Source organism: Acidovorax cavernicola (assembly GCF_003581445.1).
On sequence record NZ_QXMN01000015.1, the window covers coordinates 98147 to 119156 of the forward strand.

Below are 21010 nucleotides of genomic sequence, written 5' to 3' on the forward strand. Positions count from 1 at the left end.
AGTGGGGGGGAGGGCGGCGCGCAGCCAGCGGCCACGGGGTGGCAGGCTTTCGCCGGGGCGCATGCTACTGCGCCTTGAAGGCACGCCGTGGCAGCCCCGGCCTTCAGGCCGCTCCTAGTCCTCGTCACGCACCTTGTACTGGCCCATCAGCGTGCGCTGCACGGTCGGCGGTACGGCGTCGTAGTGTGACAAGGCGATGGTGTAGCGGCCCTGGCCGCTGGTCATTGCATTGAGCCGCGACTGGTAGTTGGCCAGCTCGGCCTCGGGCACCTGGCCGCCGATGGTCACGGTGCCTGCACCCGTGCCCGAGGTGCCGGTGATCAGGCCGCGTCGCGACGACATGTCGCTCACGACGTCGCCGACCGAATGCTCGGGCACGGCGATCTCGATCTGCACGATGGGTTCGAGCACGACCGGCTGGGCCTCCTGGATCGCGGCCATGAAGGCCTTGCGGCCGGCGGTCGCGAAGGCGATGTCCTTGCTGTCCACGCTGTGGTGCTTGCCGTCGTGCACCACCACGCGCACGTCGACCACCGGGTAGCCGGCGATCGCGCCGCATGCCAGCACCTCGCGCACGCCTTTCTCGACGGCGGGGATGAACTGGCCCGGGATCGTGCCGCCCCGGACTTCGTCGACGAACTGGAAGCCGGTGCCGCGCGCCAGCGGTTCTATGCGCAGGAAGACTTCGCCGAACTGGCCGGCGCCGCCGCTCTGCTTCTTGTGGCGGTGGTGGCCCGCGGCCGGTGCGGTCACCGTCTCGCGGTAGGCGATGTGCGGCGCGCGCGTCTGGACCTCGAAGCGGTACACCTCGCGCAGGCGGTCGAGCACGATGCGCAGGTGGAGCTCGCCCAGGCCGTAGAGCACCGTCTCGTTGGTTGCGGCCACGTGCTCGATGCGCAGGCACGGATCTTCGGCCGCGAGCTTGCCGAGGATTTCCCAGGCGCGCTGCTCGTCGCCACGGCGCTTGGGCTCCACGGCCAGGCCGTACACGGGCACCGGGAACGCCAGCGGCGCGAGATGGACGTGACTGTCTTCGGCCGCGTCGTGCAGCACGGCGTCGAAATGGATGTCGTCGACCTTGGCCACCGCCACGATGTCGCCTGGGACCGCGTGCGACACCTCGATGTGGTCCTTGCCCTGGAGCATGAACAGGTGTCCCACCTTGAAGGGCTTGCGACCATCGCCGATGTAGAGCTGGCTGTCGCGCGTGACCGTGCCCTGGTGCACGCGGAAGATGCCCATCTTGCCGACATAGGGGTCGATCGTGACCTTGAACACGTGCGCCAGCACATGCAGCGACGGGTCGGGTGTGGCCTGCATGGGCTGGGCCTCGGTGCCCTCGCCGACGAGGAAGTCCGGCGGGTTGGCCTCGGTCGGGTCGGGCAGGAGCTTGACGATGATGTCCAGCAGCTCGGCCACGCCGGCGCCGCTGCGCGACGAGACGAAGCACACCGGAATCAGATGGCCTTCGCGCAGCGCCTGCTCGAGCGGCGCGTGCAGCTCGGACGGGTCCACATCGCCTTCCTCGAGGTAGCGGTCGACGAAGGCCGCATCGACCTCGACCACCTGCTCGACCAGCGCGCGGTGCGCCGCTTCGACGGGGCCGAAGTCGGAGCGCCCGAAGCGGTTGAAGAAGCAGTCGATCACCTGCCGGTTGACGCCGTCGGGCAGGTTCAGCGGCAGGCATTCGCGACCGAAGGTCGCCTGGATGTCGGCCAGCAGGCCCGCCAGCGAGATGCCCTGTGAGTCGATCTTGTTGACGACGATCATGCGGGCCAGGTGGCGCGAGGCCGCGTAGTCCATCATGCGCACCGCCATCGGCTCGATGCCGGTGGCGGCGTTGATGACCACCGCCACCGTTTCGACCGCTTCCAGGGCCGGCAGGCTCTGGCCGAGGAAGTCGGGCCCGCCGGGCGTGTCGATGAGGTGGATGCGCGTGGCGGCATGCGTGAGGTGCATCACCGAGGCGTTGAGCGAGTGCTGCAGGCGGCGCTCCAGCGGGTCGTGGTCGCTGACGGTGCTGCCGCGCTCGATGCTGCCGGATGCGCCGATGGCGCCCGCCTTGTACAGCAAGGCCTCGGCGAGGGAGGTTTTTCCGGCGGCCGCGGCGCCGACGAGCGCCAGGGTTCGCACAGCTTCCATGTCGGCGGCAGCGCCGTTCGATCGGCTTGGCATGACTGGACTCCTTTGCGCGTCCGGAAGGCCGGCCCGGCGGCCTGCAAGGGCTCGGGTGGCACGCGGACGTCGGGTCAGCGTACGGGATTGACCGCGCCGATGCAAGTCGATGGAGGTGTCGGCCTCCAGCACCTGGTCACGCGCGAAGGCGCGACATCGACGGCCCGGGTGTCAGTCTTCGCCGGCTTCGTCCATGTCGCCGGCGCCGAGCCGCTGGCTGATGCGCTCGCACAGCTGGTAGATGTGCTCGGTTTCCTCGGCGCCGACCAGCCGCTCGATCTCCGCGTAGATCTTTTCGGAGTGGGGCGCGACCTTGCGCACCAGGGCGCGGCCGCTGGCCGTGAGGGCGAATTCGGTGCTGCGCTGGTCGCGGGCGTGCGGGCTGTCCTTGATGAGGTCCAGCGCCTGCAGCGACTTCAGCAGCCGCGACAGGCTGGGCATGCTGATGCACGTCATCTGCGACAGCTCGATGGGGCGCAGCTTGCCGTCGGAGGCCGCCATGGCCCGCAGGAGTCGCCACTTCTGCTCCGTGAGTCCGTGTGCCCGCAGCATCGGCCGGAAGCGCCCCATGACCGATTCCCGCGCGCGCAGCAATGCCATGGGCAGCGAGCGGGAAAAGTTGCGAAGGTGCTGGTCGGTGTTCGTGGCGGCAGGCATGGCGCGAATTCTACGAAGGGCAGGGGCGTGCCGGGTTGACATCCCGCCGTACTGCTTTATAGTTGTCATGTTAACTAAATGATCGACATGAGCGAAATACGTTCCACGGCGGCCATCGAGCCGCAACCCCCGACGGTGTATGGCGTGCTGCTGAACGACCGTGCGACGCACCAGCGCATGGAGGCTGCCTTCCATGGGGCGCCGTACAAGGCGCCGCCGAAGGCGCCCGTGCTGTACATCAAGCCGGTCAACACGCATGTCGCGCCGGGCGCGCAGGTGCGGGTGCCGGCCGATCCGGGCGTGGTGCAGGTCAACCCCACACTGGGGCTGGTACTGGGCCGCGCGGCCACGCGGGTGGGCGTCGACGATGCGCTGACCTTTGTGGCCGGCTGCCGGATCGCGTGCGACCTCTCGCTGCCGCACGAGAGCGTGTACCGCCCGGCGATTCGCCAGCGTTGCCGCGACGGCTTCCTGCCGATGAGCGAGGTGCTGCCGCTGGCCGATAGCCTGTCGATCGAGCAGCTGCAGGTCCGGACCTTCGTGAACGAGGTCGAGGTGGACCGGCGCGACTTCTCATCGCTGGTGCGTCCCCTCGCACAGTTGCTGGCCGACGTGACTGCCTTCATGACGCTGGACGCCGGCGACGTGATGCTGCTGGGCGGCGCCGATCGTTCGCCGCTGGCGCGCGCGGGCGACGTGGTGCGTGTGGAGGTGGAAGGGCTGGGCAGCCTGTCCTTCCAATTGGTGGCAGAGAGCGTGCAGGGAGATCAGGCATGAAGCGCGGACGGATTCTTTGGGGCGGCCAGGTGCTGGACGTGCGCGAGCAGGGCGGTGCAGTGGCACTCCCCGACGGCCGGCTGCTGCAGGAGGACGCCGTGCACTGGCTGCCTCCGATGGCATTCCGCACCGTGTTCGCCCTGGGCCTGAACTATGCCGACCACGCCAAGGAGCTGGCTTTCGGCAAGGCGCCCGAGGAACCGCTGGTGTTCCTGAAGGGACCGCGCGCGCTCACCGGCCATCGCCGGACCAGCCACCGGCCGGCGGACGTCACCTACATGCACTACGAGTGCGAACTCGGCGTGGTGATCGGCCGAAGCTGCCGCAACGTGGCCCGCGAGAACGCCTACGACATGGTGGCCGGCTATTGCGTCGCGAACGACTACGCGATCCGCGACTACCTGGAGAACTACTACCGCCCGAACCTGCGCGTCAAGAACCGCGATGCCTGCACGCCGGTCGGACCGTGGCTGGTCGACGCGGCCGACGTGCCCGACCCGATGAACCTGCGCCTGCGCAGCTGGGTCAACGGCACGCTGACCCAGGACGGCAACACCCGCGACATGGTGTTCGACATCCCGGCGCTGATCGTCCACCTGTCCAGCTTCATGACGCTGAATGCGGGCGACCTGATCCTCACGGGCACGCCGCACGGCGTGGCCGATTGCAAGGTGGGCGACGAGGTCGTCACCGAGATCGAAGGCGTGGGCCGTCTCGTCAACACGATCACGGACACCCCCTGATGGCGCCTTCGCGGGCGCGCCTGTTTTTATCCTGAACCGAAAGCCAAGCCATGAAGAAAATCGATCACCTCATCAACGGCAAGCAGGTTGCCGGCCGAGACTACTTTGAGACCGTCAACCCCGCCACCCAGGAGGTGCTGGCCGAGGTCGCTTCGGGCGGCGAGGCCGAGGTCAACGCCGCGGTCGCGGCGGCCAAGGAGGCTTTTCCCAAGTGGGCCGGCCTGCCCGCGACCGAACGCGCCAAGCTGATCCGCAAGCTCGGCGACCTGATCGCCAAGAACGTACCCGAGATCGCGCAGACCGAGACCAACGACTGCGGCCAGGTCATCGCGCAAACGGGCAAGCAGCTCGTGCCGCGCGCGGCCGACAACTTCTACTACTTCGCCGAGATGTGCACGCGCGTCGACGGCCACACCTACCCCACGCCCACGCACCTGAACTACACGCTGTTCCATCCGGTGGGCGTGTGCGCGCTCATCAGCCCGTGGAATGTGCCCTTCATGACCGCCACCTGGAAGGTCGCGCCGTGCCTGGCCTTCGGCAACACCGCGGTGCTGAAGATGAGCGAGCTGTCGCCGATGACCGCCGCGCGCCTGGGCGAGCTGGCGCTCGAAGCGGGCATTCCGGCCGGCGTGCTGAACCTCGTGCACGGCTACGGCAAGGAAGCCGGCGAGCCGCTGGTGGCGCACCCTGATGTGCGTGCCATCTCGTTCACCGGCTCCACCGCCACGGGCAACCGCATCGTGAAGAGCGCGGGCCTGAAGAAGTTCAGCATGGAGCTGGGCGGCAAGAGCCCCTTCGTGATCTTCGACGACGCCGACCTCGACCGCGCGCTCGATGCCGCCGTGTTCATGATCTTCAGCAACAACGGCGAGCGTTGCACGGCTGGTTCGCGCATCCTGGTGCAGCAGTCGATCTACGCCGACTTCGCCGCGAAGTTCGCCGAGCGCGCCAAGCGCATCACCGTGGGCGATCCGCTCGACGAGAAGACCATCGTCGGCCCGATGATCTCGCAGGCCCACCTGGCCAAGGTGCGCAGCTACATCGAGCTGGGCCCGAAGGAGGGCGCCACGATCCTGTGCGGCGGCCTCGATGCGCCCGCGAACCTGCCCGACCGCGTGAAGAAGGGCAACTACGTGATGCCCACCGTGTTCGCCGACGTCGACAACCGCATGAAGATCGCGCAGGACGAGATCTTCGGCCCTGTCGCCTGCCTGATCCCGTTCAAGGACGAGGCGCACGCCATCGAGCTGGCCAACGACATCGCCTACGGCCTCTCCAGCTACGTCTGGACCGAGAACATCGGCAAGGCCCACCGCGTGGCCGCCGCTGTCGAGGCCGGCATGTGCTTCGTCAACAGCCAGAACGTGCGCGACCTGCGCCAGCCTTTCGGCGGCACCAAGGCCTCGGGCACCGGCCGCGAAGGCGGCACCTGGAGCTACGAAGTGTTCTGCGAGCCGAAGAACGTCGCGGTGTCGATGGGCTCGCACCACATTCCGCACTGGGGCGTCTGACCATGGGCAAGCTCGCACTCGCGGCCAAGATCACGCATGTGCCCTCGCTGTACCTCAGCGAACTCGACGGCCCGCGCAAGGGCAGCCGGCAGGCGGCGATCGACGGCCTGAAGGAAATCGGCCGGCGCTGCCGTGAACTGGATGTCGACACCTTCGTTGTGTTCGACACCCACTGGCTGGTCAACGCCAGCTATCACCTGAATTGCGCACCGCACTTCAAGGGCGTGTACACCAGCAACGAGCTGCCGCATTTCATCAGCAACATGCCGTATGAGATCCCGGGCAACCCGCGCCTGGGTCGGCTGCTGGCGCAGGCCTGCAACGAATGGGCCGTGGAAACGCTGGCCCACGACGCAACCACGCTGGGGCCGGAGTACGGCACGCTGGTGCCGATGCGCTACATGAACGACGACCTGCACTTCAAGGCCATCTGCGTGTCGGCGCTGTGCACCAGCCATTACCTGAACGACAGCGCCCGTCTCGGCTGGGCCATGCGCCGCGCGGTGGAAGACCACTACGACGGCAACGTCGCCTTCCTGGCCAGCGGTTCGCTGTCGCACCGCTTCGCGCAGAACGGCCTGGCACCGCAGTACGCCGACCGCACCTGGAGCCCGCTGCTGCAGCGCATGGACCACGACGTCGTGCGCATGTGGGAGAACGGCGAATGGGCGGACTTCTGCACCATGCTGCCCGAGTACTCCACCAAGGGCCATGGTGAAGGCTTCATGCACGACACCGCCATGCTGATGGGCGCCCTGGGCTGGTCGGCCTACGACGGCAAGGCCGAGGTCATCACGCCGTACTTCGGCTCCTCGGGCACCGGGCAGATCAACGCCGTGCTGCCCGTCACGCCGCAGGACGGGCACGCCATTCCCAAGGCGCAGGCCTCCAGCGCCGAAGGCTTCCAGGCCGTCTCCCGGTTGTAAGGCCGGTCTTCATCGTTGTTCGCCGCCCCGGGCTTTGCGCGGGGCGGTGCCTTGTCGCGTCCCTTCGAAGTCTTCCGTGGAGTTTTCAGAAACCATGACTCAACTCGTTCTTGCCGATCCTTCCCTGCTGCGTTCGCATGCCTACGTCGATGGCCAATGGGTGGTCGCCGACAGTGGCGCCACCCTCGAGGTGTGCAACCCGGCCACCGGTGCGCTCATCGCCACCGTGCCCGACATGGGCGCCGAGGAGACGCGCCGCGCCATCGCGGGTGCGTCCCGCGCGCTGAAATCCTGGCGCGCGCAGACCGCCGAGGCGCGCGCCGCCGTGCTGCGCCGCTGGTTCGCGCTCATGCAACAGCACCAGGAAGACCTGGCGCAGCTCATGACTGCGGAGCAGGGCAAGCCCCTGGCCGAAGCGCGTGGCGAGATCGCCTATGCGGCCTCCTACATCGAATGGTTCGCGGAAGAAGCGCGGCGCATCTATGGCAGCACCGTGCCTTCGCCCTGGGCAGACAAGCAGATCGTGGTCGTGCGCGAGCCCGTGGGTGTGTGCGCGGCGATCACGCCGTGGAACTTCCCCGCCGCGATGATCACGCGCAAGGTCGCGCCTGCGCTGGCGTCCGGCTGCACCATCGTGGTCAAGCCCGCATCGCAGACGCCATTGAGCGCGCTGGCCATGGTGGAGCTGGCGGTGCGCGCGGGCGTGCCGGCGGGCGTGTTCAGCGTGCTCACCGGCAACGCACGCGCCATCGGCGGCGCGCTGACCGCCAGCCCGGACGTGCGCAAGCTGACCTTCACCGGCTCGACCGAGATCGGCCGCGTGCTCGCGGCGCAGTGCGCGCCGACGCTCAAGCGCATGTCGCTGGAGCTGGGCGGCAACGCGCCCTTCATCGTGTTCGAGGATGCCGACCTGGACGCGGCCGTCGAGGGTGCCATGGTCTCCAAGTACCGCAACACCGGCCAGACCTGCGTCTGCGCGAACCGCCTGCTGGTGCACGAGAAGGTGTACGACGCCTTCGCGGCCAAGCTGCGGGTCGCCGTGCAGGCCATGCGCGTCGGCAATGGCGTGGAGGAGGGCGTGGCCCAGGGGCCGCTGATCGACGAGCCTTCGTTGGCCAAGGTGGAAGAACTGGTGGCCGACGCCGTGGCGCTGGGTGCGACGGTGCACATGGGCGGTCGTCGCCATGCCTTGGGTGGCACCTTTTACGAACCCACCATCCTCACCGGCGTGACGCCGGCGATGCGCATCGCGCGCGAGGAGGTCTTCGGCCCGGTGGCGCCGCTGTTCAGGTTCGGCAGCGACGAAGAAGCGGTGCGCATGGCCAACGACACGGAGTTCGGCCTGGCGGCCTATTTCTATAGCCGCGATCACCAGCGCATCCGTCGCGTGTCGGCGGCGCTGGAGTACGGCATGGTCGGCATCAACAGCGGCCTGATCAGCACCGCGGTGGCGCCCTTCGGCGGCGTGAAGCAGTCGGGCATGGGCCGCGAAGGCGGCGCCGTCGGCATAGACGAGTACCTGGACACCAAGTACCTCTGCATCGCTTGATCCAGGCGATCCAGGCCTGAGAAGGTGTGAACGAACCCGCCATGCCCGCTCATCCCGCCCAGACACGCCCCCTCGGCGTTGCAAATGCTCGCCATGGCCCGAGCCATGGCTGCGCTTTGCGCCTTGAGGGGCCGCGCCTGGGCGGGCTGCTCGGCCACGCCGGATTCATTCACACCTTCTGATCCCTCCGGCGGCGCCTGCGCGCCGCGCCGCCGGTTCCCGCGGGGCAGCAGCCCCGCGCGCAATTCCCCCTTCTCTCTCTCTTTCACCAAGGCCACGGGCTTCGTGCCATGGCATGCCTTTGCCTGGGCGGCTCCTGCTTCTTGTTGATGTTTCCATGGAAACTATTGGAAAGATGGATCGACGATGAAATCGAATTCAGAGGGAAATCACCTACCGATACATCGAAATTTGATTGCCAGATTGGTTGTCTGTGACAACCATGAAGAATAGAATTCACCTACTTAACATGACAACCAAAATGAACGGACTGATCCCCACCCACGAGGACAAGCTGCCCCAGCCGGGCACGTTCCGTGCCCTGCCTTCGTTCCGCATCCACCTGCTGGCGGGCATGTCCGCCCGCCATGCCGAACTGCGTTTTCTGCAGCTGTTCGGGCTGCGCATGCTGGAGGCCCGCGTGGTCGGGCTTGTCGGCACCTTCGGTGCGTTGTCGCTCAAGGAAATCTGCCAGGAGTCGGACATCGAGAAGAGCCACGCGAGCAAGATCATCGGCCGCCTCGTGGAGCGAGGCCTGGTGGAAAAGCTGGGCGACAACCAGGACCAGCGGGCCATTTCGGTGCGGCTGACCTCCGAAGGGCAGGTCCTGCATCGCGCGATCTACGCCGAAGCGCAGCAGCGCAACGAGCGCTGGCTTTCGGTGCTGAGCGAGCGGGAGCGGGCGCAGCTGCTGGCGTCCGTCGAAAAACTGATCGTCGGCACGCGCGAGATGCTGGGCATGGAGCGGCAGGAGCAGCCGCTGCACGAGCCGTCATCCGGGCCAACGTCGCCGGGAGTGGCCTTGGATCTGGACTACGCGCGTCGCCTGCACAGCATGTTGGGCGACCTGATCGACGGCGCGGCGGGCCAAGGTCGGGGGCGCGCATGAGCCTGAGCGCAGCGCAGGCCACGGGCGCCGAGGCCGTGTTCGACGCGATGGTGCGCAGCATGCGCGTCGAGGCGAAAGACATCCTGTCGCTGGAGCTGGTCCGCACCGACGGTGTCGACTGGCCGGTGGCTGCGCCGGGCGCCCATGTCGACCTGCAGGTACCCGGCGTCGGCGTTCGCCAGTACTCCGTGTTGCCCAGCGATGCGACGCGCAGCCTCTGGATCGGCGTGCAGCGCGATCCCGGCACGCGCGGCGGATCGCGCTGGGTGCATGACAGCCTGCGTCCTGCACAGGGCGTGCGCGTGGGTGCCCCGCGCAATCATTTCGCACTCGACACCGGGTCGGGGCCGGCATGCCTGATCGGCGGCGGCATCGGCATCACGCCTTTGCTGGCGATGGCCGATGCGTTGCAGCGCACCCAGCGCGCCTGGGAGCTGCACTACTGCGTGCGCAGCCGCGACCGTGCCGGTTTTGCGGCGCTGCTGCAGCGCTACGGCGAGCGCGTGCAACTGCATGTGGACGATGAGGCAGGCGCGCCGCTGGATATCGAAGGCCTGGTGCACCAAGCGGCGCCCGGCACGCACTTCTATTGTTGCGGTCCCGCAGCCATGCTCCGCGGTTTCGCCGGCGCCACCGCGCACCTGCCGCCCGAGTGCTGCCATGTGGAGCACTTCGCCGCACCCGCTGTCAGCGCCGAACTGCCCAGCGGCAGCTTCGTCGTGGCGCTGGCGCGCACAGGTGGGGAATTTGTCGTCTCGCCGGTGTGCTCGATCCTCGATGTCCTGCTGGATGCCGGCGTGGACGTGCCCCATTCCTGCCGCAGCGGTGTGTGCGGCAGTTGCGAAACCCGCGTGGTCGCCGGCACGCCCGATCACCGCGATGTGGTGCTCAGTCCCCGTGAGCGCGCGGAGGGCAAGACCCTCATGGTCTGCTGCTCGCGTGCGAGCGGCGACCGCATCGTGCTGGATCTCTGAGATCCCCGCGTTCTGCTTCTTCCTTCAACTACTCCCCACGTCATGACCATCCCGATCCGCACGGCCTACGACCTCCCCAAGCCCAGCCATCTGGCCGACATCACCGAAGTGGGGCGCGGCACCCCCATGGGTGAACTGCTGCGCCGCTACTGGCATCCCGTGGGGCTGGCCAGCGACGCCGGCGAAACGCCACGCCGCGTGCGTGTGCTGGGCGAAAACCTGATCCTGTTCCGCGACCGGCAGGGCCGCCCGGGCCTGCTGCATGAACGCTGCGCGCACCGCGGTGCGTCGCTGTACTACGGCCGCACGGAAGACGAGGGCATCCGCTGCTGCTACCACGGCTGGATGTTCGCCGTGGACGGCCAGTGCGTCGACCAGCCCTGCGAGCCGAACAACAACCACTGCGCGCGCGTGCGCCAGCCCTGGTATCCGGTCGAGGAGCGCTACGGCCTGATCTTTGCCTACCTGGGCCCGCTGGACCGCAAGCCGTTGCTGCCGCGCCTGGAACTGCTGGAGAACCTCGGCGAGGGTGAGTTCCTCGAGGCGGACGACAGCAGCATCGGCGGCGGTGGCCCCGCGATCATTCCGTGCAACTGGCTGCAGCACTACGAGAACGTGGTCGATCCGTACCACGTGCCGATCCTGCACGGCTCGTTCAGTGGCACGCAGTTCGTGGCCCAGATGGGATTGATGCCGGACGTGAGTTTTGACTACTACGACCTGGGCATCCGCAGCATGCAGCTGCGTCGCCTGCCGGACGGCAGCGTGCACCGCCGCGTGACGGAGGCCATGTTGCCCACCTTGCGCGTGGTGCCCAGCCCCCGCGTCGAGGAGTACGGCCCTTGCAGCCTGATCGGCTGGGTGCTGCCCATCGATGACACGCACTTTCGCATCTATAGCGCGGGGCGTGTGCGCGAAGTGGGGGCGCTGGGGCAGATCCGTTCGCGCATGAACGGCAAGGCCTGGACAGACCTCACGCCGCAGGAGCACCAGATGTTCCCCGGCGACTACGAAGCCCAGGTGAGCCAGGGCGATATCACCGCCCATAACGAAGAGAACCTGGCCACCACCGATCGCGGCATCGCGATGCTGCGGCGCTTTCTCGTCAAGCAGGTGCAGGCCGTCAAGAGCGGCCAAGACCCGGTGGGTGTTGCCTTTGTCGAGGGCCAGGAATGGATCTCGTCCGAATCCGGAAATTTCCTGGATCACGCCTGATTCCCTGATCGCCTTGATTGCCCTGGTTTCCGTACCGCCCCGATTCTTTTTCTGGAGACAACCCCCGATGAATCCCCACCGTCGTTCCCTTGCCCTGGCCGGCCTGGCCATGGGCATGGCCCACCCCCTGCGTGCATTCGCGCAGCCCGCCAACGCCTATCCGAAAGGCCCGGTCAAGATCATCGTTCCCCAGTCCCCTGGCGGCATCGTCGATGTGGCGGGACGGTTGATCGCCGACCAGCTGACCCAGCAGTTCAAGCAGTCGTTCTTCGTCGAGAACCGCCCAGGGGCCAACAGCACCCTGGGAACCGCGGTCCTCAGCAATGCGAGCCCAGACGGGCAGACGATCCTGTTCGGTACCAGCTCGATTGAGTTCATGAACCCGTATCTCTACAAGAACCTGCCTTTCGAGACGGCCGACCTGCAGAAGATCAGCGTCGTCTACGACTCCAGCATTGCACTGGTCGTCCCCAAGAAACTGGGCGTCAAGAACTTCAAGGAGCTTGTTGCGTACGCCAAGACCAAGGGCGACGGCATGACGTTCGGCTCCTGGGGCAACGGCTCGTCGGCCCATGTCTTCGGCGTCATTCTCGAGAACGCCTTCGGCATCAAGCTGGTTCATGTCCCCTACAAGGGGGAGCTGGCGGCGCTGGTCGACATGTCGCGCGGCGACCTGGACATGACCTGGGCCAGCCCCAACGGTGCGCGTACCTTCCAGGAAAAGGGCGACGCGGTGGTGATCGCCGTCACCGGTGCCGCGCGCTCGCCGGGCCTTCCCGGCGTGCCGACCTTTGCGGAGCAGGGCGTCGACGCGTTCAAGCTGGGCCTGTATGGGGTGGCCTATGCGCCCAAGGGAACGCCGCCTGCCATCGTCGCACGCCTCCAGCAGGGGATCAGCCAGATGCTGACGCTTCCCTCGGTGCGCGAGCGTTTCGCGACGCTGGGCCTGATCCCGGTGGGCAGCACGCCGGCGGCGTTTGCCGCGCTGTTCGACCGCGAGCGTCCCGTGTGGCAGAAACTCATCGCGGCCAGCGGCGCGACCCTGGACTGACACCATGGGTGTTCTTCTGCTGAGCCATCCGCAGCCGCCGGAGCCGATCGTGCAGCGCATCAACGCGCTCGATCCCGACCTGGAGATCGCCACCGATCTCGAAGAGGCCGATCCCGAACGCATCGAGTGTGTCGTGGCGTACCGGCTGATGCCGGGTGTGTTGTCGCGCTTTCCCAAACTGCGGCTGCTGTGTGCGGCGTCCTCGGGTGTGGAGAAGCTGCTGGCGGCGCCCGACCTGCCGCCGGAGTTGCCCGTGGTGCGCGTGACCGATCCGCTCCAGGCGGCGCAGATCGGGCAGTACGTGTGCGGCCATGCGATCGGCCATGTGCGCCAGTTCGCGTCCTATGTCGAACAGCAGCGCAACGCACAGTGGCTGCGGCATGCGCCGGCGCCGTACGGCAGTGCCTTCGCCACCGTGCTCGGGTTGGGGCACACCGGCGCCACCATCGCACGCATGTTGGGCTCGGTCGGCTTCCAGGTGCGAGGGTGGAGCCGCAGCGGGCGCCCGGTCGAGGGCGTCGAGGTGCTGCCGGGTCGCTCGGCTCTCGCGGCGGCGTTGGCGCAGACCGATGTGCTCGTGTGCACCTTGCCCACCACCGCGCAGACCGGGAACCTCATCGATGCCGAGTTGCTGGCGCAGTTGCCCGCGAAGTCCATGCTCATCAATGTCGGCCGTGGCGAGGTCATCGACGACGCGGCCCTGGCGCAGGCGCTGGAAGCAGGGCGCCTGGCGGCCGCCGTGCTCGATGTGCATCGCCAGGAGCCTCTGCCGTCCGACGCACCTCAGTGGCGCACGCGTGGCCTGCAGGTCATGCCGCACGTCGCGTCGCAGCCGTCCTCCGAAGCGGTGGCCCGGACCGTCGTGGAGGCCATGCGCCGTCTGCGCCATGGCGAGCCGCACCCGAACCTGGTCGAGCGCGCGCTTGGCTACTGATTCCTTTTCTTCCCACCCGACCCTCATGACACTCATCGATCAACTCAGCGCCCAGGTGCCCGAGGGCATGTCGCCCCACGAGTGGCGCGCCCGGCTTGAACTTGCGGCCTGCTATCGCATCTTCGACCGCTTCGGCTGGTCGGAAGTCATCTTCAACCACATCTCCCTGCGTCTCGAAGACGACGGGGACGTGCCGACCTATTTGATCAATCCCTACGGCCTGCTGTACGGCGAGATCACGGCGCACAACCTGCTCAAGATCGACGCAGCCGGCGAGAAGCGCGCGCCGTCGCCGTACCCGGTGAACCGGGCCGGCTTCATCATCCACAGTGCGGTGCACACGGCCCGCAGCGATGCGCACTGCGTGGTGCACACGCATACCGACACCGGCATGGCGGTCGCGTGCAAGGCGGAGGGCCTGCGCCACGACAACTTCTATGCGGCCTCGCTGCAAGGGAAGGTGGCCTACCACGCCTTCGAAGGCATCACCACCGACCTCGACGAGCAGGAGCGCATCGTCGAAAGCCTCGGGGAGAAGCGCTACCTGATCCTGCGCAACCACGGCCTGCTGGCGGTGGGCGCGCATGTGCCGGACGCGCTCATGAGCTACTGGATCCTGCAGCGCGCCTGCGATATCCAGGCGCGCACCGATGCCATGCAAGGCGCCAATCAACAGGTGCCCGACACGGTGCTGGCGCGCATTCCCGAGCAATCCAAGCCCATGCATGTGGGCACGGCGCGCCGCGGACAGATGTTCTTCGATGCGCTGCTGCGGCAGCTCGACCTCGGCGCCGAGGAGCTGCGCGGAAATCCCTGATCGTCCAGCCGACGAAGGGTCAGCGATGACCCGCGCCGGCGTTCACTTCGCCGACAGGGCCTCAGGCTGCGGCACCGAGGCCTGTGGCAACTCCTGCATCGTGCGGAGCGGGGCGGGCGGCCCGCACTCGCTCGGCATGTTTCGCGAGGTGCCTCTGACGAGATGGCGGGGCAGGTGATGGGTCTTGATGAACTGCGCCAGCGCTTCGCTGCGTGCAGGTTCGGATACCGGTAGAAACATGTGCAATGCGCTCATGGTGTCGTCCCGTGGATGTCAGGCAGGAAGGCGGCGCGCCCGGGAGTGCAAGCACAGGCCCCGGGTGGCTGGCGACCCCTGGCATGGCCGCCCGGCGGACATTATGGGCGCCTGGATCAACCCCGTTGGCGCAGATGTCATCGGGGCGTTCCGCCCGCGCCAGAATGCTCGCTTGTCAACAAGGAGCACCTCATGGGCCACGGAGTTTCCGCAACGATCGTCTCCACCGACGTCGACTTCACTCACCGCATCCAGGTCGGCAAGTTTCAGCTCACGGCCGACGAGCCGGCGTCGCTGGGCGGGCAGGGCGCGGGGCCGGCGCCCTACGACTACTACCTGGCGGCGCTCAGCGCCTGCACCGCGATCACGCTGCGGATGTACGCGCAGCGCAAGGGTTGGGAACTCGGCGAATTCAAGGCCGAGCTGAGCTTTTCCAAGGACGCGGACGGCAAGGCGCACATCCACCGCGTGCTGCACGCCAGCGGCCCGCTGACCGATGCGCAATGGAGCCGCCTGCTCGAGGTGGTGGTCAACACGCCGGTCACCAAGACCATGCGCGAAGGCGCGGAGATCACGAGCGAGCGCGGGGCGGCGGCTGCCTGAGCTGCAGATCAGAACGCGTGCCGGATGCCGATGTCGTACCCCGTCGACGTTGTCGGCACGAGCGACGCGCTGCGCATGAAGGCCGGCCCGCCGATGGTCAGGGCGGCGCCATTCTTGTTGCGAAGCCTGGCCACCGTGGCATACAGCGCGGTGCGCTTGGACAGGTGATGCATGTAGCCGAGCGCGAACTTGCTCGCCTGCGGGTCGGGTCGGTTGTCGGGCAGGTGATCGTCATAGACGGCCCTTGAGTAGGTCGCCCGGATCACGCCGACACCCACCGGCACCGTCACGCCGACCACGGCGCTGTTCAGCGTGGCATCGGGCAGCGGCGAGACCGGCGTCTTCGCATAGTCGCGGCTGGCCTTGCTGCGGTTCACACCGGCATAGAACTTGGCGAAGTTGAAGTCGTAGCTCAGCCCCAGGCTCGCGAGCTGCACCTCGTCGGTGGTGCCGGCTGCGTAGTCGTCGCCGGTCGTGCTGCGTCCGATGGCGATGCCGATGTCCAGCGGCCCTTGCGCGTAGCCGATGCGCGCGCCGATGTGGCGCCCGGTGCGTGTGCTGTTGGGCGCCGGCGGCGTGGTCCACTGCGTCTGCTTGGTGCCTTCGTGCAGCGCATACATCGCCTGGCCGTAGAAGCCACCGAGGTTCGGCGGCAGGAAGTAGCCGATCGAGTTGCTGGCGCGCGAGGCGCGGTCCAGCCGCGACCCGGTGTTGGCGATGAAGGTGAGAGCGGCACCGGCGCCGTTGAAGCTGAAGGGGTCTACCAGCACGTCGTTGACGAACACCGGCACGTAGTCGCGGCCCACCCGCAGCTCGCCGAAGGGGCCCAGCAGGCTCAGGGTCGAGCGGCGCGAGAACGTGGCGATGCTGGTGGCGCCGTCGTCGTTGGTCACGGGCGCTTCGAGCCAGAACGCTGCCGCCATGCCGCCGCCCAGGTCCTCCTGGCCGCTGAAGCCCAGCCGGCTGCTGGCGCTGCGGCTGTTGGCCAGTTCGGTGCGCGAGAGCGCAACGCTGCCACCGCGCGGCGACAGATCTTGCGCCCGGTTGGTCGTCGACGTGATCGACGCATCGAGCACGCCGAAGATCGTGAGCTTGGACTGGGCGTGCGCCGCGCCCGATGCGGCAAGGGCCAGGGCCAGGGTGGCCTGGGCGGTCAATTTCTTCTTCATGCGTCGTGTCTCCGTTGTTGTGCTGAGGGCTGCGTGGCCGGCCGCGATTCTTCTTTCGGGGTGGGGGCGCAACAAATGAAAATTCAGGCCCAGGGGTCGGCTTTGCTTATGGCTGGGCGCGCGTTGAAGCCGTGCGCCTCGATGCCTCGGCCTCAGGGAGACAACCCATGGCCGCGCATGCAACGGGCGCTTAGCATGCGGGCTTTCCCGCCCGGGCCGTTGCGGCCTGCTCCCGTGCCATGACTCCGTCGTCTGCTGTTCTCTATGCGCGTCTCATGACGGGTGCGCGCTTTCGTCACCTGCAGGCCTTCGCCGCCATCGCCGAGTTCGGCAGTGCGCAGCGCGCGGCCGATGCGATCGGTCTCACGCAGCCTGCGGTGACGCATCTGGTGGCCGACCTGGAGGAGTTTCTGCAGTGCCCGTTGTTCCATCGCCATGCGCGCGGCATGCGCATGACGGACATGGCGCGCGAGCTGTTGCCGTTCGTGCAGCGCTCGCTCGCCACGCTCGAGGCGGGCACGCAGTTCGTGGCCTTTCGCCAGTCCAGCGGCCATAGCATCGTGCGAGTGGGCGCGATCCACGGTGCCGTCAACGGCCTGCTGGTGCGCGCGCTGCCGGCCTTCGGACGCGCCAAGCCCGACATCCTCGTGCAGCTGCAGGAGGCCAATGCCGCGGAGTCGAGCGCGTTGATCTCCAACCGCGAGGTCGACCTCATGCTGTGCCGGGAACCATCGGTGTGGCCGGAAGGCTGGGAATTCGCCGAGCTCCTGCCCGACCGGCTCGTGGTCGTCGCGGGCCCGCGCCATCCGCTGGTGCGAAAGCGCGGGTTGCGCCTGGCAGACCTGCTGGACGAGATGTGGCTCATGCTGCACCCCGCGACGCACGCGCGAAAGACCTTCGACGCCCTCATGGCCGAGCACGGCGCGGTGGCGCGCTACCGCAAGCTCGAGGTCCGCTCCAGCGCGATGGTGCTGGCCCAGCTGCAGAGCGAGACGCTGCTCACCCTCACGCCTTACAGCGTGATGCGCCAGTTCATCGACATGGGGCAGCTCGCGCTGCTCGACGTGACGGACATGCCCGCGTTGCCGCCGCTGGGCATCCTGAGCGTGCGCGAAGAACGCGGGGAGGCGGCGAACGTGCTGAAGGACTATCTGTTCCGCTACGCCGCGAAGCACCCTTGAAGCTATAAGCAGGATGCATGGCTGGGGGCCACAAGGCATTGGTTCCCGATGGGGCAGTCATTGAAGAATGACCTTTCCAGTTCATTCCAGCGACCACGACCCGACCATGCAAAGAAGAACCTCGATCCTCGCCGCCGCGCTGCTGTGCGCCGCGGCCTTTCACGGCCATGCCGCGCCGCCCGAGACTTATCCGACCAAGCCGGTCACGGTCGTGGTCTCGTACCCGGCGGGCGGCTCCGTCGATGCCGTGGCGCGTGCCCTGAATGTGTCGCTCGGCAAGCAGCTGGGTCAGCCGGTGCTGATCGAGAACCTCGGCGGCGGTGCGGGCTCCATCGGGGCTGCCAAGGTGGTGCGTGCGCGCGCCGACGGCTACACGCTGCTGCTCGGCTCGGTCAACGAGGTGGTGCTGGCGCCGCTGGTCAACCGCGCCGTCAGCTACAAGACCGACGACCTGCTGCCGGTGGCCCGCGTGGGCGACTCCGCGTTCGTCCTGGTGGGGCGCCCGGGCATCGCCGCGCGCAACATCGACGAGCTGATCGAGTTCGCGCGAAAGAACCCCGGCACGCTGAGCTATGCCACCTCGGGCATCGGCACCTTGCAGCACGTGATCATGCGGGACATCCAGGAGCGCAGCGGCACGTCGATGCTGCACGTGCCGTACAAGGGGGGCTCCTCGCAGGTGACCGACCTGCTCGGCGGCCAGATCGACCTGACGCTGGTGGCCCCGGCCACCTTCCCGGAAGCCATCGAGAGCGGCCGCGTGCGCGGCTTCGGCACCACGGGCCTGCAGCGCGACGAACTGCTGAAGCACGTGCCCACGCTCAACGAGAGCAAGTACCTCAAGGGCATCGACCTGAACAGCTGGCTGGGCATCTTCGTGCCGCGCAACACGCCGCCGGAGGTCACCCTGCGGCTGTCGGCTGCCGTCGATGCCGCGCTGGCCGACGACAAGGTGGCGGCGAACCTGCGGCGCATCGGCTTCATGCCGGCGGCCGCTTCGGCGCGCACCGGCTTCGCCGAGGCCGTGGCCGACACGCAGGGCAAGATGCAGGGCATCGTCTCGCGCATGCCGCCGGAGAAGGGCGAGGCCACGCGATGAGCCTGCTCGACATTGCCAACCGGCACATCGACGAGATCGTCGCCATCCGCCGCGACATCCACGCCAACCCCGAGCTGGGGTTCGAGGAAGTCCGCACGTCCGCACTCATTGCCGGCAAGCTGCGCGCATGGGGCATCGAGACCCACGAGAAGGTCGGCAACACCGGCGTGGTCGGTGTCGTGCGCGGCCGGCGTGCGGGCGCGGGCACCATCGGCCTGCGCGCCGATATGGACGCACTGGCTCTGCGCGAAAGCAACACGCTGGAGCACGCTTCGAAAGTCGAGGGCCGCATGCACGCCTGCGGCCATGACGGCCACACGGCGATGCTGCTCGGCGCGGCCCAGGCGCTGGCCGAGAATCCGGACTTCGACGGCACCGTGCATCTGATCTTCCAGCCCGCGGAAGAAGGGCGGGGCGGCGCGCTGGCGATGCTCGAGGCGCAGCTGTTCGAGCGCTTTCCCTGCGACCGCATCTTCGGCATGCACACCTGCCCCGCGCTGCCGCTGGGCCAGTTCGGCATCCGCAGCCACGCGATGATGGCGGCATCGGGGCGCTGGCAGGTGCGGTTCAACGGCACCGGTGGCCATGGAGGCGCTTACCCGCACCTGTCGACCGACCTGAGCCTGGTGCTCGCGCACTTCCTGCTCGGCCTGCAGTCGATCGTCAGCCGCAATGTGGCGCCGGCGGACCCGGCCACCATCAGCGTGGGGCACATCGGCGCGGGTGACCCCGAGGCCATGAACGTGATCCCGGCGGAGCTTCGCATCTCCGGCACCATGCGCGCGTTTTCCGACGAAGTGCAGGCGTTGCTCGAAAAGCGCCTGCGCGCGCACGCCGAACTGGCGGCCGCCACCGAAGGTGCCACGGCGCACGTGAAGTGCTGGTGGAATTCCGTGCCGCTCATGAACGACCCCGACGCGACGCGCAACGCGATCCGTGCCGCACACGACGTGGTCGGCGCTCAGGCCGTGGACCCCGAGCAGGCACCGTTGACGGGCGGTGACGACTTCGCGTTCTTCGCGCGCAAGCGCCCCGGCGCCTACATGCTGATCGGCAACGGCCTGGGCAAGGGCGACGGCCAGGGCGACGTGCACACGCCGTACTACGACTTCAACGACAAGGCTTTGCCCCTGGGCATCGCCTACTGGCTTTCGGTCGTCAACAAGGAACTCGGCGGCACGCTGGGGGCGGCATGAACGCGTGCGTCGATCTGCGCAGCGACACGGTCACGCGGCCCACCGCCGCCATGTACGAGGCCATGCAGCGCGCGCCCGTGGGCGACGACACCTACGGCGAGGACCCGACCGTCAATGCACTGCAGGCGCGCATCGCCGGCATGCTGGGCTTCGAGGCGGCGATGTTCGTGTCGTCCGGCACGCAGGCCAACCTGTGCGCCGTGCTGGCGCATTGCGGGCGCGGCGACGAATACATCGTCGGCCAGATGGCGCACTGCTACCGCTGGGAGGCCGGCGGCGCCGCGATGTTCGGCGGCGTGCAGCCGCAGCCGCTGGAACATGCGGAAGACGGCAGCCTGCCGCTGGCGGCGATTGCCGAGGCGATCAAGCCGGACAACGAGCACTTCGCCGTCACCCGGCTCCTGGCGCTCGAAAACACGCTGGGCGGGCGATGCCTGCCCGACGCATACCTGAGCGCGGCGACTGTACTGGCGAGGCAGCATGGCTTGTCGACACACTTGGACGGCGCGCGGCTCTTCAACGCCGCCACGGCCGACGCCGCGGCTTCGCCCAAGGCCGCGGCGCGGCGCATCGCCGGGCACTTCGATTCCGTGTCGGTGTGCTTCAGCAAGGGGTTGGGCGCACCGGTCGGCAGCGCGCTGTGCGGCAGCGCCGCCTTCATTGCGCGGGCACGGCGCGTGAGAAAAGCGGCGGGCGGTGCGATGCGGCAGGCCGGCGTGCTGGCCGCCGCGGCGCTGCATGCGCTGGACCATCACGTCGAACGATTGGCCGAGGACCACCAGTTGGCAAGGCTGTTGTACGAAGGCGTTTGCGATCGCCCCGGCGTGCGTGCACAAGCGCCGCAGACCAACATCGTGTTCCTCGATCTGGTCGAGCGCGGGCAAGACACGGCGCGTGCGCTTCAACAGCATCTGCAGGCGCGGGGCATCCTCGTGTCGATGCTGTACGGCCAGTTGCGCCTGGTCACCCATCGGGACGTGGATGAAGCCGGCGTGCTGCGTGTGCTTGACGCGTTGCGGGAATTCCTGAGGCGATAGCGCGCGTCGTCGCCTTGCATTACACGGAGA

Annotated in this window: 20 protein-coding genes; 16 read left to right on the forward strand and 4 right to left on the reverse strand. The window is 67.9% G+C overall.

Annotated features, from left to right (window positions below):
* Positions 1–114 precede the first annotated feature (114 nt).
* Together fusA and hpaR are read right to left on the reverse strand one after the other, a co-directional pair.
* Positions 115–2175: an elongation factor G gene (fusA, locus tag D3H34_RS14270; protein WP_119554167.1), complete on the reverse strand. Its 2061-nt coding sequence runs from the start codon at positions 2173–2175 to the stop codon at positions 115–117.
* A gap of 171 nt (positions 2176–2346) precedes the next feature.
* A complete protein-coding gene (gene hpaR / locus D3H34_RS14275; RefSeq protein ID WP_119554168.1) occupies positions 2347–2832 on the reverse strand; it encodes a homoprotocatechuate degradation operon regulator HpaR in 486 nt (161 codons plus the stop codon).
* Positions 2833–2919: 87 nt separating this feature from the next.
* On the opposite strand from hpaR, the gene D3H34_RS14280 reads away from it, so the two are divergent.
* The 11 genes from D3H34_RS14280 to D3H34_RS14330 all read left to right on the forward strand — a co-directional run bounded on the left by D3H34_RS14280 (position 2920) and on the right by D3H34_RS14330 (position 14440).
* Entirely contained in the window at positions 2920–3609 is a 690-nt protein-coding gene (locus tag D3H34_RS14280; RefSeq protein WP_119554169.1) for a fumarylacetoacetate hydrolase family protein, read from the forward strand.
* Entirely contained in the window at positions 3606–4352 is a 747-nt protein-coding gene (locus D3H34_RS14285) for a fumarylacetoacetate hydrolase family protein (RefSeq protein ID WP_119554170.1), read from the forward strand. The genes D3H34_RS14280 and D3H34_RS14285 overlap by 4 nt, the downstream gene beginning before the upstream one ends.
* Positions 4353–4402: 50 nt before the next feature.
* Positions 4403–5866: a 5-carboxymethyl-2-hydroxymuconate semialdehyde dehydrogenase gene (hpaE, locus tag D3H34_RS14290; protein WP_119554171.1), complete on the forward strand. Its 1464-nt coding sequence runs from the start codon at positions 4403–4405 to the stop codon at positions 5864–5866.
* A 2-nt stretch (positions 5867–5868) separates the two neighbouring features.
* Entirely contained in the window at positions 5869–6792 is a 924-nt protein-coding gene (gene hpaD / locus D3H34_RS14295) for a 3,4-dihydroxyphenylacetate 2,3-dioxygenase (protein WP_119554172.1), read from the forward strand.
* A gap of 94 nt (positions 6793–6886) precedes the next feature.
* Entirely contained in the window at positions 6887–8341 is a 1455-nt protein-coding gene (locus D3H34_RS14300; protein WP_119554173.1) for an NAD-dependent succinate-semialdehyde dehydrogenase, read from the forward strand.
* Positions 8342–8822: 481 nt separating this feature from the next.
* A complete protein-coding gene (locus D3H34_RS14305) occupies positions 8823–9449 on the forward strand; it encodes a MarR family winged helix-turn-helix transcriptional regulator (RefSeq protein ID WP_167481201.1) in 627 nt (208 codons plus the stop codon).
* The gene (locus tag D3H34_RS14310; RefSeq protein ID WP_119554175.1) at positions 9446–10423 is read left to right on the forward strand and encodes a PDR/VanB family oxidoreductase; all 978 of its coding nucleotides are present in this window, start codon (positions 9446–9448) and stop codon (positions 10421–10423) included. The genes D3H34_RS14305 and D3H34_RS14310 overlap by 4 nt, the downstream gene beginning before the upstream one ends.
* A gap of 42 nt (positions 10424–10465) precedes the next feature.
* Entirely contained in the window at positions 10466–11638 is a 1173-nt protein-coding gene (locus tag D3H34_RS14315; protein WP_119554176.1) for an aromatic ring-hydroxylating dioxygenase subunit alpha, read from the forward strand.
* A gap of 67 nt (positions 11639–11705) precedes the next feature.
* Positions 11706–12689 carry a Bug family tripartite tricarboxylate transporter substrate binding protein gene (locus tag D3H34_RS14320; RefSeq protein WP_119554177.1) on the forward strand — a complete coding sequence of 328 codons (984 nt, stop codon included), beginning with the start codon at positions 11706–11708 and terminating at the stop codon, positions 12687–12689.
* A gap of 4 nt (positions 12690–12693) precedes the next feature.
* Positions 12694–13623 (forward strand): NAD(P)-dependent oxidoreductase, encoded by a 930-nt coding sequence (locus tag D3H34_RS14325; protein ID WP_119554178.1) that lies wholly within the window; start codon positions 12694–12696, stop codon positions 13621–13623.
* Positions 13624–13648: 25 nt separating this feature from the next.
* Positions 13649–14440 (forward strand): class II aldolase/adducin family protein, encoded by a 792-nt coding sequence (locus tag D3H34_RS14330; protein ID WP_119554179.1) that lies wholly within the window; start codon positions 13649–13651, stop codon positions 14438–14440.
* A gap of 42 nt (positions 14441–14482) precedes the next feature.
* On the opposite strand, the gene D3H34_RS14335 is transcribed toward D3H34_RS14330, so the two are convergent.
* On the reverse strand, positions 14483–14695 hold the full coding sequence (locus D3H34_RS14335; RefSeq protein WP_147400428.1) for a hypothetical protein: 213 nt from the start codon (positions 14693–14695) through the stop codon (positions 14483–14485).
* A 192-nt stretch (positions 14696–14887) separates the two neighbouring features.
* On the opposite strand from D3H34_RS14335, the gene D3H34_RS14340 reads away from it, so the two are divergent.
* Positions 14888–15298 (forward strand): OsmC family protein, encoded by a 411-nt coding sequence (locus D3H34_RS14340; RefSeq protein WP_119554181.1) that lies wholly within the window; start codon positions 14888–14890, stop codon positions 15296–15298.
* A gap of 8 nt (positions 15299–15306) precedes the next feature.
* On the opposite strand, the gene D3H34_RS14345 is transcribed toward D3H34_RS14340, so the two are convergent.
* The gene (locus tag D3H34_RS14345) at positions 15307–16467 is read right to left on the reverse strand and encodes a porin (RefSeq protein WP_119554182.1); all 1161 of its coding nucleotides are present in this window, start codon (positions 16465–16467) and stop codon (positions 15307–15309) included.
* 239 nt (positions 16468–16706) lie between these two features.
* Here D3H34_RS14345 and D3H34_RS14350 point away from each other — a divergent pair, with 239 nt between their 5' ends.
* The 4 genes from D3H34_RS14350 (at position 16707) to ltaE (ending at position 20980) form a co-directional block, all read left to right on the forward strand.
* Positions 16707–17648 carry a LysR family transcriptional regulator gene (locus D3H34_RS14350; protein ID WP_119554183.1) on the forward strand — a complete coding sequence of 314 codons (942 nt, stop codon included), beginning with the start codon at positions 16707–16709 and terminating at the stop codon, positions 17646–17648.
* A 106-nt stretch (positions 17649–17754) separates the two neighbouring features.
* Positions 17755–18747, forward strand: a complete 993-nt coding sequence (locus tag D3H34_RS14355; RefSeq protein WP_167481202.1) for a tripartite tricarboxylate transporter substrate binding protein — start codon at positions 17755–17757, stop codon at positions 18745–18747.
* Positions 18744–19943: an amidohydrolase gene (locus tag D3H34_RS14360; RefSeq protein WP_119554185.1), complete on the forward strand. Its 1200-nt coding sequence runs from the start codon at positions 18744–18746 to the stop codon at positions 19941–19943. Before D3H34_RS14355 ends, D3H34_RS14360 begins: the two co-directional genes overlap by 4 nt.
* Entirely contained in the window at positions 19940–20980 is a 1041-nt protein-coding gene (ltaE, locus tag D3H34_RS14365) for a low-specificity L-threonine aldolase (protein WP_119554186.1), read from the forward strand. Before D3H34_RS14360 ends, ltaE begins: the two co-directional genes overlap by 4 nt.
* Positions 20981–21010 lie beyond the last annotated feature (30 nt).